At 54.1% G+C, this 12,118-nt stretch carries 10 protein-coding genes; 3 read left to right on the top strand and 7 right to left on the bottom strand.

The window, feature by feature from the left end; translation table 11 throughout:
• Nucleotides 1-21: 21 nt before the first annotated feature.
• Both pqqB and pqqA read right to left on the bottom strand, forming a co-directional pair.
• The gene (gene pqqB, locus ACN06F_RS16265) at nucleotides 22-945 is read right to left on the bottom strand and encodes a pyrroloquinoline quinone biosynthesis protein PqqB (RefSeq protein WP_433924307.1); all 924 of its coding nucleotides are present in this window, start codon (nucleotides 943-945) and stop codon (nucleotides 22-24) included.
• Between the two features lie 111 nt (nucleotides 946-1,056).
• Nucleotides 1,057-1,128: a pyrroloquinoline quinone precursor peptide PqqA gene (pqqA, locus tag ACN06F_RS16260; RefSeq protein WP_009722990.1), complete on the bottom strand. Its 72-nt coding sequence runs from the start codon at nucleotides 1,126-1,128 to the stop codon at nucleotides 1,057-1,059.
• Between the two features lie 393 nt (nucleotides 1,129-1,521).
• On the opposite strand from pqqA, the gene ACN06F_RS16255 reads away from it, so the two are divergent.
• The 3 genes from ACN06F_RS16255 (at nucleotide 1,522) to katG (ending at nucleotide 7,004) form a co-directional block, all read left to right on the top strand.
• A complete protein-coding gene (locus tag ACN06F_RS16255) occupies nucleotides 1,522-3,093 on the top strand; it encodes a Re/Si-specific NAD(P)(+) transhydrogenase subunit alpha (RefSeq protein ID WP_038478870.1) in 1,572 nt (523 codons plus the stop codon).
• Between the two features lie 16 nt (nucleotides 3,094-3,109).
• A complete protein-coding gene (locus tag ACN06F_RS16250; RefSeq protein ID WP_038478867.1) occupies nucleotides 3,110-4,552 on the top strand; it encodes an NAD(P)(+) transhydrogenase (Re/Si-specific) subunit beta in 1,443 nt (480 codons plus the stop codon).
• 298 nt (nucleotides 4,553-4,850) lie between these two features.
• Entirely contained in the window at nucleotides 4,851-7,004 is a 2,154-nt protein-coding gene (katG, locus tag ACN06F_RS16245; protein ID WP_433924306.1) for a catalase/peroxidase HPI, read from the top strand.
• Nucleotides 7,005-7,070: 66 nt separating this feature from the next.
• Here katG and ACN06F_RS16240 read toward each other — a convergent pair whose 3' ends face one another.
• Genes ACN06F_RS16240 through ACN06F_RS16220 form a run of 5 tightly spaced genes read right to left on the bottom strand, consistent with a single transcriptional unit; the run spans nucleotide 7,071 to nucleotide 12,110 of the window.
• A complete protein-coding gene (locus tag ACN06F_RS16240; protein ID WP_433924305.1) occupies nucleotides 7,071-8,000 on the bottom strand; it encodes a biotin-dependent carboxyltransferase family protein in 930 nt (309 codons plus the stop codon).
• The gene (gene pxpB / locus ACN06F_RS16235; RefSeq protein ID WP_433924304.1) at nucleotides 7,997-8,701 is read right to left on the bottom strand and encodes a 5-oxoprolinase subunit PxpB; all 705 of its coding nucleotides are present in this window, start codon (nucleotides 8,699-8,701) and stop codon (nucleotides 7,997-7,999) included. The genes ACN06F_RS16240 and pxpB overlap by 4 nt, the downstream gene beginning before the upstream one ends.
• Nucleotides 8,698-9,459 carry a 5-oxoprolinase subunit PxpA gene (locus tag ACN06F_RS16230; protein ID WP_433924303.1) on the bottom strand — a complete coding sequence of 254 codons (762 nt, stop codon included), beginning with the start codon at nucleotides 9,457-9,459 and terminating at the stop codon, nucleotides 8,698-8,700. The genes pxpB and ACN06F_RS16230 overlap by 4 nt, the downstream gene beginning before the upstream one ends.
• A 27-nt stretch (nucleotides 9,460-9,486) precedes the next feature.
• Nucleotides 9,487-11,265, bottom strand: coding sequence for a peptidase M14 (locus ACN06F_RS16225; protein WP_433924302.1), 1,779 nt, complete (start codon nucleotides 11,263-11,265; stop codon nucleotides 9,487-9,489).
• The gene (locus ACN06F_RS16220; RefSeq protein ID WP_120386225.1) at nucleotides 11,262-12,110 is read right to left on the bottom strand and encodes an ABC transporter permease; all 849 of its coding nucleotides are present in this window, start codon (nucleotides 12,108-12,110) and stop codon (nucleotides 11,262-11,264) included. Before ACN06F_RS16220 ends, ACN06F_RS16225 begins: the two co-directional genes overlap by 4 nt.
• Nucleotides 12,111-12,118: the final 8 nt, after the last annotated feature.

Here is a 12,118-nt window from a genome sequence, read left to right as displayed (position 1 = left end):
TCAAGGTCTGTGGAAGTCAACCTAAAACGTCAGTTTCATTCCGTCGTAAGCTGTTTCGATGCCTGCGGCCTGCAATGTTTTCGTTGCATCGCTAGCGCCGTCCAAAATCGGGTTGGTGTTGTTGATATGAATCAAAATGCGCCGCGTGCTGCTGGGGAGTTCGTTCAATAGCGCACACATACCACCGCTGCCATTGAGCGCGAGGTGACCCATCTGTTGACCTGTGGAGGTGCCAACGCCAAGTGCCTGCATTTCGTCGTCTTCCCACAGGGTGCCATCCACCATCACCACATCTGCGGCGTTTAAGAAACGCATTGCCAGCGGTGTCGGGTTGCCAAGCCCAGGGGCGTAGCACAGCGACTTGCCGCTGTTGCGGTCAACAATGTACAGGCCTAAATTATCGCCGCAGGAAGGCGCGCCGCGCCGCGGTGAGTAAGGTGGGGCATTGCTGTGTAGCGCAAAGGCGGTGAGCGCGATATCTGGCAGAAAGGGAATCGAAAACTCGACAACTTCCTGATGATCTTCCAAGCCAATCGGCTGCCAGTGTAGTCCGCCCCAGTGTTCCAGCATCGGGAATAGCGGAAAACCAGTCGATAAATCGCGATGCACATTAGGCGTGCACCACACCTCTAATGGACAGCCTTCTCTTAGGGAGAGTAGCCCGGTGACATGGTCGATTTGAGCATCTACCAGTAGCACGCCACGAATACCGCTGCCACGCAGCTCACTTGGCCATAATTCCGGGTTGGCATTGAGCTGAGCGCGAATGTCAGGGGACGCATTGCATAGCAACCACTGCTTGCCATCCACACTTAACGCAATCGATGACTGGCTGCGAGATTGATGATCTGCACTGCCCAGGCGAGCGTGGTAGCAGTTAGGGCAGTTGCAATTCCATTGGGGAAAACCGCCACCTGCGGCAGCCCCAAGAACTAAAATATGCATAGACTGGCCTCCTACGTTAGTGCTGTGGGTGTGCTATGAATCCTGGCTGAAAGCCCCTACCTGATATCAACCCAATAAGGCAGGCAGGGGCCGTGGCTCAGTAGCTAGAGATTAGCGAGTAGAGATATACAGCGTTACTTCAAAGCCAAGGCGCATGTCTTGATACGTTGGTTTAGTCCACATAAGTGACTCTCCTGCGTTGTTAAGCTTGTTGTTGAGAATGTCATTACAAATGTCGTTACAAGTACTGCTGTGGTCGTTTTTGGCGGTTAATCATTATTGCCATGCCCACTACTACAGTTAATCACTGGTAGGGCGAATTGAATGCGGTACTTTGGAAGTAGTTTTCTCTAACTTTTGGTGGGGAATCGTTGTTAAAAAGGGTAGTGTTGTAGTTAAACAACCCAATTGAATCGAAGGTTGAATAGTAACTGGCAGTCGCCGCGTTAGATCCTAAACTGCTATCTGGCGCGAAGACGCATGTCAGTAATAATGCCCAGCGTCCAATAACCAAGGGTGAAAACGTGATTGTTTTGGTAATGACGCTGGAAATGGGCTAACCAAGGGAGAAAGCGTGTGAAAATAGGCGCACCGAAAGAGACAGCTCAAGGAGAAGCGCGTGTAGCGCTTACTCCTGAGAGCGCAAAACAGCTTCAGAAGCTAGGCCATGAGTGCTTGGTGGAAGCCGGCGCAGGGGCTGCCGCGGGCTTTAATGACGACACGTATCGCGATGCGGGTGTCAGCGTTGTGGAAAGCGCGGAAGCGCTGTGGCGTGATGCGGACGTGGTGATTAAAGTCCGTGAACCTTCGGAAACTGAGGCTCACTATTTGCGCGAAGGCCAGACGCTGATTGCGTTCTTCTGGCCAGCACAAAACGAAGCACTGTTGGAAACCTGTAAAGCTCAGGGCGCGTCTGTTATTGCGATGGACATGGTGCCACGTATTTCCAGAGCGCAGAAAATGGATGCGCTCTCCTCAATGGCCAATATCGCGGGCTACCGTGCGGTGATTGAGGCGGGCAATAACTTTGGCCGCTTCTTTACTGGCCAGGTAACCGCCGCCGGTAAAGTTCCCCCTGCCAAAGTATTGGTGATCGGCGCAGGTGTGGCGGGCTTGTCGGCGATTGGTACTGCGGCTAGCCTTGGCGCTGTGGTGCGTGCGTTTGATGTGCGCCCAGAGGTGTCCGAGCAGATTGAATCCATGGGCGCTGAATTCCTGTTTCTCGATTTTGAAGATAGTCAGGACGGTTCAGAAAGCGGTGGCTATGCCTCTCCCTCCAGCCCAGAGTTTCGTGAGAAGCAGCTGGAGTGTTTCCGCGAACAAGCGCCGGATGTCGACATTGTCATCACCACGGCGCTGATTCCTGGCAGGCCTGCACCAAAGCTGTGGCTGGAAGATATGGTGGCAGCCATGAAGCCTGGCTCGGTGATTGTCGACTTAGCCGCTGAAAAAGGCGGTAACTGCGATTTAACCAAGCCGGACGAACGAGTTGTATCTGATAACGGCGTAGTGGTGGTCGGCTATACCGACTTCCCCTCACGCATGGCCACCCAGGCGTCGCTGCTTTACGCCACCAATATTCGCCATATGCTAGCCGACCTCACGCCTGAGAAAGACGGCGTCATCCATCACAACATGGAAGACGATGTCATTCGCGGCGCTACGGTCACGCACCAGGGCGAAATCACCTTCCCGCCGCCGCCGCCCAAAGTAAAGGCCATTGCCGCGGCGAAGCCAAAGAAAAAAGAGAAAGAACCGACGCCTGAAGAGAAGAAGGCTACTGAACTGGCCGCCTTCAAAGCGCAAACCAAGCGACAAGCTGGCTTACTCGCCGTTGGTGGCGCGTTGATGCTGTTGCTGGGTCAAATAGCCCCTGCCTCATTTATGCAGCACTTCATTGTGTTTGTGTTGGCGTGTTTCATTGGCTTCCAGGTGATTTGGAAGGTGAGTCATTCGCTGCACACGCCTTTAATGGCGGTCACTAATGCCATCTCTGGCATCATTATTTTAGGGGCAATTTTGCAAATCGGTTCAGGCAGTGGCGTCGTTATCGTGCTGGCGGCCATTTCGGTACTGATTGCGTCGATTAATATCGTGGGTGGCTTCCTGGTGACACGCCGGATGCTTGCCATGTTCCAAAAATCCTAAGCGGCGGAGAAACGAGATGTTAGGACAAGGATTCGTATCTGCCGCGGCAATTGCGGCAAGTGTGCTATTTATTTTATCGCTAGGCGGCTTGAGTAATCAGGAAAAAGCCAAGCGTGCCGTGTGGTACGGCATTGTGGGCATGGCCGTAGCGGTGTTCTTTACCTCCCTCGGGCCAGGTATTGGCGGCTACTGGTGGCTGGTTCCGGCGATGTTAATCGGTGCTGGGATTGGTGCTTATGTCGCAGGCAAGGTCGAAATGACCGAAATGCCTCAGTTGGTAGCGGCACTACATAGTTTTGTGGGTTTGGCAGCGGTCTTTGTTGCCTGGAGCGCAGATTTAGAGCGCCGCCGGGTGTTGGCAGCACAAGCGGCCGATGGCGCGATGCAAGAGTTTTCTGCGTTTGCCGCATTGGTGGCCACGAAGGCTCCTGCTGAGCTGACCTTTTTGCAGATTGAGGTGGTGTTCGCGATTTTCATCGGTGCGGTGACCTTTACCGGCTCGGTGATTGCGTTTGGTAAGCTGGCGGGTAAGGTGGATGGCAAGCCTCGCCAACTGCCGGGTGGGCATATGCTCAATGCCGGTGCTGCGGCGCTTTCATTGCTGCTCGCGATTCTTTACCTCAACGGCGCAGGTTTCTGGACACTGATCGTGCTGGCAGCGTTGTCATTCTTTATTGGCTATCACCTGATTATGGGCATTGGCGGTGCGGATATGCCGGTGGTGGTATCGATGTTGAACAGCTACTCCGGCTGGGCAGCGGCGGCGATTGGTTTCACGCTGTCCAACGATCTATTGATTGTTACCGGCGCACTGGTGGGGTCCTCAGGGGCGATCCTGTCTTACATTATGTGTAAGGCGATGAACCGCAACTTCGTTAACGTGATTTTGGGCGGCTTCGGTGGTGCTCAAGGGCCAGCGGCTGAAATTGAGGGCGAGCAGGTCGCGATTGATGCGAGTGGCGTAGCGAGTGCCTTAAACGATGCTGACAGCGTGATTATCGTGCCGGGATATGGCATGGCGGTGGCTCAAGCACAAAGTGCGGTGAGCGATCTAGTACGCAAGCTGCGGGCATCGGGTAAGACCGTACGTTTTGGTATTCATCCGGTGGCAGGGCGTCTACCTGGTCACATGAACGTGCTGCTGGCTGAAGCCAAAGTGCCTTACGATATCGTGCTGGAAATGGACGAGATTAACGACGATTTCTCAAGTACGGATGTGGTTATCGTGATCGGCTCCAACGACATCGTAAACCCAGCGGCCGAGGAAGATCCCAATAGTCCTATCGCCGGTATGCCGGTATTGAAGGTTTGGGAAGCCAAGCAGGTGTTTGTCAGCAAGCGTGGTCAGGGCACGGGCTACTCTGGCATTGAAAACCCGCTATTCTTCAAAGAGAACACGCGCATGTTCTACGGCGATGCGCGGGATAGCTTGAACGCACTGTTGCCAATGGTGGAGTAAAGGTAAGAAAACGCTACTATCATGATAGTGGTACGGGCAGGGCGTCTGACGTCCTGCCTTTTTTATTGGCTAAGTTTTTATTGACTAAGTTTTTATTGACTAAGAAATAGCTAGTTTAATAATAAATAACTATCGATCTATTGGTTTATTACAAATTGTGGCTATCGATGAGGTGCTTTAAAACAGTACATATCAACGCAACGCTTGCTGATTACCTACACTGTAGACAGCAATATGAGATGTCGATCATCTGTTTCCTTGGCGAGTCCAAGGCAAAGAGCAAGAAGGGGAGAGAAACATGAGTGGCAAATGTCCTGTAATGCATGGTGGTAATACGTCTACTGGCACCTCCAACAAAGATTGGTGGCCAGAGGCGTTGAACCTAGACATTCTGCACCAGCATGATCGTAAAACTAACCCGATGGATCCTGACTTTGACTATCGGGAAGAGGTCAAAAAACTCGATTTTGACGCCCTCAAACAAGATGTTCATGCCTTGATGACTGACAGCCAAGCATGGTGGCCAGCCGACTGGGGCCACTACGGTGGCCTGATGATCCGCATGGCATGGCACTCTGCTGGAACTTACCGCATTGCCGATGGCCGTGGTGGCGGTGGTACCGGTAACCAGCGTTTTGCACCGCTCAACTCCTGGCCGGATAACGTAAGCCTTGATAAGGCGCGCCGTTTGCTGTGGCCAGTGAAGAAGAAGTATGGCAATAAAATCAGCTGGGCCGACCTAATAATTCTTGCGGGTACGGTTGCCTACGAATCTATGGGGCTGCCCGCTTACGGTTTCTCGTTTGGTCGCGAAGACATCTGGCACCCAGAGAAAGACATTTATTGGGGGGCTGAAAAAGAGTGGTTAGCGCCTTCTGATGAGCGCTACGCTGATGTCAATAAGCCAGATACCATGGAAAACCCGCTTGCAGCGGTACAAATGGGGCTTATTTACGTTAACCCGGAAGGGGTAAATGGCCAGCCAGATCCGTTGAAGACGGCAGAGCACGTGCGACTAACGTTCGCCCGTATGGCGATGAACGATGAAGAAACAGCCGCACTTACAGCGGGTGGCCATACCGTGGGTAAATGTCATGGCAATGGTGATGCCGCTGCATTGAGCGCTGAGCCTGAAGCGTCTGACGTTGAGAACCAGGGCTTTGGCTGGGGCAACCCGACCATGGATGGCAAAGCAAGCAATGCCGTGACGTCGGGTATTGAAGGTGCTTGGACCACCAACCCAACTAAGTTCGATATGGGCTACTTTGACCTGCTGTTTGGCTACGAGTGGGAGCTGAAGAAAAGTCCTGCTGGTGCTCATCAGTGGGAGCCTATCGACATTAAAGAAGAGGATAAGCCGGTTGATGCAACCGACCCCTCTGTGCGTCACAATCCGATCATGACCGATGCGGATATGGCGATGAAGATGGACCCGACGTACCGTGCCATTTGCGAAAAATTCATGGCCGATCCGGAGTATTTCAAGCAAACCTTCGCTAAAGCGTGGTTTAAGCTAACGCACCGTGATCTAGGCCCGAAAGCACGCTATATCGGCCCAGAAGCGCCGGCTGAAGACCTTATCTGGCAAGATCCTGTGCCTGCAGGTAGCACCGATTACTGCGAAGAAGTGGTTAAGCAGAAAATTGCTGAGAGCGGCTTAAGCATTAGCGACATGGTCAGCACCGCGTGGGATAGCGCGCGCACTTACCGTGGTTCCGACATGCGCGGTGGTGCTAACGGTGCGCGCATTCGTTTGGCTCCCCAGAAAGATTGGCAAGGCAATGAGCCAGCGCGTCTTGCCGATGTGCTTAACGTATACGAGCAGATCTCTGTTGATACGGGGGCCAGCATTGCCGATGTGATTGTCTTAGCGGGTAGCGTGGGTATTGAAAAAGCGGCCAAAGCAGCGGGCTTTGATGTGCGTGTGCCGTTCCTCAAAGGCCGTGGTGATGCCACTGATGAGATGACTGACGTAGATTCTTTTGAGCCTTTAGAGCCACTTGCCGATGGCTTCCGTAACTGGCAGAAGAAAGACTACATCGTCAAACCCGAAGAAATGCTGCTGGATCGTGCCCAGTTGATGGGGCTCACCGCACCGGAGATGACCGTGCTGTTAGGTGGAATGCGTGTGCTGGGCACCAACTATGGTGGTACCAAGCACGGTGTGTTCACTAACCGTGAAGGTCAGTTGACCAACGACTTCTTTGTCAACTTGACCGATATGGGCAACAGCTGGAAGCCGGTGGGCAATAATGTTTACGAGATTTGCGACCGTCAAACGGGCGCGGTTAAGTGGACAGCCTCTCGCGTTGATCTAGTGTTTGGTTCTAACTCACTGCTACGCTCATACGCAGAGGTGTATGCCCAGGATGATAACGGCGAGAAGTTTGTCAAAGACTTCGTCGCTGCCTGGGCAAAAGTGATGAACGCGGACCGCTTCGACGTTGCATAAACGTCAAAGCAACGCTTGCTCTAAGTAACTTCCCTGTTCTAACCCGCATCGAGAGATGCGGGTTTTTTAATGCCAATGGCTTAATTGCTTCCGATAGGCAATTTGCGCTTGGCTGGCACTGACAGGGCTCAAATGCACCTCGGTTCCCGGTACGCATTGAGCAAGCAGCGCACAGGCCATCGGGGTAAGTGCACCTAGGCGTGGATAGCCGCCAATGGTTTGGCGGTCATTCATTAACACAATCGGCTGGCCGTCGGGTGGGATTTGCACGGCGCCAAGGGGAATTCCTTCAGAAATAATGCCACCGAGCGTGCAATGCAGAGGCTGGCCAGTGAGACGAACACCCATGCGATCAGCGCGATTATCTACTGTCCAAGGCTGGTTAAAAGCGTTGTACAGGCTGCGTCCGGCGAAATTTGAAGCTTGCGAGCCAAGCACCATGCTGAGTTGGCAGCTTTTTTCTGGCATGGCGGGGGCTGTTCCTTCAGGCAAGCTGCGCTCGCCGGGTGAGTTACCTTGCCAGGTGAGCTGATCGCCGGTTTGTAGCGGTTTGCCGTCGTCACGGAGCCCGCCAATTTGCTCGCGGGCAGTGCAGGAACGGCTGCCCAGAATCGTTGGTGCGTTTAATCCGCCAGGAAACGCCAGATAGGCCCGTAGGCCACGCCGAGGCTGGCTGAAAATGAGTGTTTGACCGGAACGCAGCAGAAAGCTTGTGTTGGTGGCTAATGGCTGTCCATCGATGGTGGCACCAAGATCGGCCCCGGTGAGCGCCAGACGTACCTCGGCATTGGCAACCAAGCTGAGGTTGCCACCCATAACAATCTCCAGTGCCGCGCTATCAGGTGCGTTACCGAGGAGCCAGTTTGCCCAGCGAAATGAAATCCAGTCGGCGGCACCGCTCTGGGTGACTCCCAAATGACCCACGGCGAACCGCCCTAAGTCTTGAATCAGAGCCAGTGGTCCGGCCTGCTTAACCGTTAGCATTGCCTGGCTCATGGCCGCTCCTCCATCGGCGTTGTATCGCCTCCTGATGCTTCAAACTCTGCTTTGCCAATCGCTTTAAAGCGCACCTTATCGCCAGGACGCAGCAGGGGCTCGCCCCGCTTAGCGTATTCAAATAGCGGTACGGCGGTGCGACCTAAAATATTCCACCCCCCTGGAGAAAGGAGCGGGTAGATAGCCGTTTGTCGATCGGCAATGCCCACACTGCCTGCCGCGACTTTGCGGCGGGGTGTTTTCAAGCGAGGCGTGGCGATGCCTTCGTCTACCAACCCCATAAAACCGTAGCCGGGGGCAAAGCCCAGCGCGAAGACGCAGTAATCATGGTCGCAGTGACGCTCGATCAGAGAGTTAACGCTGAGCCCTGCGCGTTTTGCCACCAGCGGAAGCTCAGGGCCAACGCTTTCGTCATACCATACGGGGATCTCATGCAACTGACCGTTCTGCGACTCGGCGGGCGTTAAGTGGTGCAAGGCACTGCGAATCAGCGTAGCGACTTGGCTAAAGGTTAGTTGCTGGCTGTCGTAGTGAACCAGCAGCGTGGTGTAGGAGGGAATCAGGTCAATGAGTGCCTCGCCCAGCACATCGCGCAGGGTTTGGTCGGCAGCGATGATCCACGCCATATTGGATTCATCGATAGTGTCAAACAGCCGTACCGTTACGGCGTCCATGGCCGCCGTTTCTAAACGCAGTTTCACGCAGACTCCAGCGCCGTAAAGGCATCACGAATCGCGCGCACGGCAGCCACTGACTCAGGGTTGTCGCCGTGCACGCACAGGGTGTCGCAGGGTAGGCGCAGCGCGCTACCGTCGCGGGCGGTCAGCGCCTCGCCTTTGGCGAGAGCAACGGCTTGCGCAACGATAGTGGCTTGGTCGTGGTGGACAGCGCCTGCCAGGCGGCGAGAAGCGAGGTGGCCGGTTGCTTCATAGGCGCGGTCAGCGAACGTTTCAAACCACAGGGTAACGCCCATTTTTTTCGCCAACTGACGATGAGGTTCCGGATCGGCAGTTGCCATGACCATCAGCGGAAGGTTGGCATCATAAGCACGTACCGCACGCATGGCTCCTTCCAATAACTCAAGATTCGCCGCCATGTCGTTATACATCGCTCCATGGGGCTTTATGTAGCTCAGCGTCACGCCTTCGGCTTGGCAAATTCCGGCCAGCGCACCGACCTGGTACAGCATCATATCCTCTACTTCTGCGGGCGAGCAGGCCATAGAGCGACGACCAAACCCCATTAAGTCAGGGTAACCGGGGTGGGCGCCAATACGTACGCCATGCTGACTGGCCAAGGCGACCGTGCGACGCATTACATGAGGGTCTGAGGCATGATAGCCACAGGCGATATTGGCACAATCGACGTAAGGCATTACGTCGGCATCTAAGCCAATCGACCAATTACCGAAGCTTTCGCCCATGTCGCAGTTGAGCAGTGGGAGTTTATTATCGATCATTGTGCACTCTCTTTATGAGTGAGCAGCTCAACCCTGCGTGCAAGGGAGCATCATAGACTGATAGCTGCGATAGGCGCTCATTACGGTCTCGTACTGCACTTGGTGCGCCATAATGAAGTCGTCATCGTAAATCGTCTCGTCTGGATACTCAGTAATCAGCTGTAGCGGGGTCAGCTGTTGGTCGTCAGGCGTTAGCAAGTAGGGGATATGGTGGCGCGTCAAGAACTCCAAGCTACCGGCATGAGCCTCGAAAACCTCGATTTGGCGTTGGTTATACTCAACCAATCCCGGTACGGTTGATAGGTGATCGGTAACCCCCTCTAGTAACGCTTGGGCCTGCGTTTCCCACTCTTGATGATAGCGGATGACGAGAAAGAAGCCCTTGGGGATTGACCATAGCTCAAAGTTACGTGGTATGTAGCCGGTTAAGGGGCGAGTCCATTCATGCGCAGGGTAGCCATGCAAATTGATATGCAGATTGGCGCCGCTTAACGCCTTGGCCCGTTCACGGATGGCAAGCTCGAACTCACCATTGGCCGCTTGTGCCTGTAAGTCGTTGCCAAAGGCCGTATAACGCGCCGCATGATGCATATGGGTTGGCTGCTCAGCGACTAGTCGTTGCTGTAGACGGTAGCCATCGGGGTTTTCTAAAGGTGAAAGCACAAAGTGTGTGCCCGCTTGCAGCGCTAGGTCACGCCCAGCACGAAGGGCGCCAACGATGCCTGAAGGCTCATTAGCATGCTGCGCAGCGCTAATCATTACTGCACGGTCGCTTCCTTGACGATAACGTGCAGACAGTAAGCGCCCGCAGCGACTCTTGGCGTTGATAATGTCGCCGCCGAGAGCTTCCAACTGCTTGGTGATTTGTGGAACGCTGGGAGGATGCGGAGCCGTATCAAGCGCAATATCACCTTGAGTAGGGGCTATAGATTTACATAGCGGCCGTAGACTGATCACCAGTGACATTGGCTTTTCAGGACAGTTACGAATTTCCGGCACAATCTGCCCAGGCTGAATCGAACGATCTCCTAGTGGTAAACCGGCATGGCACTGATAATACTCTAGTAGCGAAAAGTAGAGTTCCTCATGCATACCTTCGGTGAGGCTGATGTGCTCTCTACCAAAAGGTAGTGATGTGTCTTGGATCGGCAGGTTAACGCTGATATTCAGCTCTTCGAAAAAGGGCTGCTTGGTTGACCAGGGCGTTTGGATAATCGTCTCCATTGCCACTTCAAACAGACGCTCGTAATCGCAGGTGTAATACGTACTATCTCCCTCGCCATTCGCGGTGCGCCAAGCAATCCAGCCGCAAGGGGAGAGTTGCCAAGTATTTACATGGTCGAGGTGGCGCCGGTTGGGAGCAGCGACGCTGATTTGTTCGTGCTGGCCAGCGTCGTTGGTCAGCGTCAGTTCATAGTGATAGAGCGCAGTTTGGGTTGCGCAAGGCACTGCTTCCCAGGTCAGCGCCACCTGCTTCTCGAGTAGCCCGGCCAGAGGATAAGCTTCCAGCAGAAAACGTTGGGGTGACTCTTCGGGCGCAGGATAGCGGATATGTATTGCGCGCAGTGGGCAATCGCCGAGCGTTTCGTTAATGCTTTCAATAAAGTAGTGAATTAGCGGCTTATAGGCGCTGTAAAAGCGTGCCTTGATACCGTGCTGAGCAAGTAACTGTTCGGCGTGTTGTCGAGTGGATTGGTCATCGAAAACCCAGGCAGTCAGCTCATCACCGGGTGATAGCTGGCGCTGATACTGTGCCACGAGCGCATCGACGCTGCGCTCAAATGTGGTGTCTAGCAGTAGTGTCATTGTGACGTCCGCCCCGTTGGATCTAAGGTATCGCGTAGCCAGTCGCCAAGCAGGTTAAGACCCAGCACGGTGAGTAGGATCGCGACACCAGGAAATACGCTGATCCACCAGGCAGTTTGGAGATAGGTACGGCCTTCAGCCAGCATGCCGCCCCAGCTGGGGATCACTGGATCGACGCCTAGTCCCAGGAAGGTGAGACTGCTTTCCAGTAGAATATTGTTCGCCACATTGAGCGTCATTAGCACAATCACCGGACCAAGCAGGTTGGGAAGCAGGTGCTGGAAGAGAATACGCCAGTCGCGCACGCCAATCGCCTGGGCTGAAAGAATAAATTCGCGATCTTTAAGTGACAGTACCGACCCTCTGACCAGACGAGCGTACTGCACCCATTGAGAGACGATCAGCAGAATAATCATATTGGTCAGTCCGCCCCCGATGACCGCGATAAACGTGATGGCGAGCAGAATGAAAGGAAGCGCGAGCTGCACATCGGCAAAACGCATGACGATCATATCAACAATACCGCCGTAGTAGCCCGAAAGCAGTCCCATGACGATACCCAACACAACCGCTCCCAGAGCAGAGTAGAACCCCACCTTTAGTGAAATTTCACCACCGATAATGACCCGAGCGAGAATGTCGCGGCCCAATGGGTCCGTACCGAGCGGGAAGCTGCCATCGGCGAGTGGCGGGGTTAACCGCATGGCGAGATTAACGCCGCTTCCGCCGCCTGGAAATAGCCAGCCTGAAAATAGCACTGCAAAGGTAATACCGCCGACTAGCAGGGCACCCATGATGAACTCGAAGCTTTTGAAACGCTCCAAATCAAGAGAATTTACCGACATAATGGCAC

It is taken from the genome of Vreelandella sp. 21 (assembly GCF_050995515.1).
Lineage (GTDB): Bacteria > Pseudomonadota > Gammaproteobacteria > Pseudomonadales > Halomonadaceae > Vreelandella > Vreelandella alkaliphila.
This window is presented reverse-complemented; position numbering and strand designations above follow the sequence as displayed.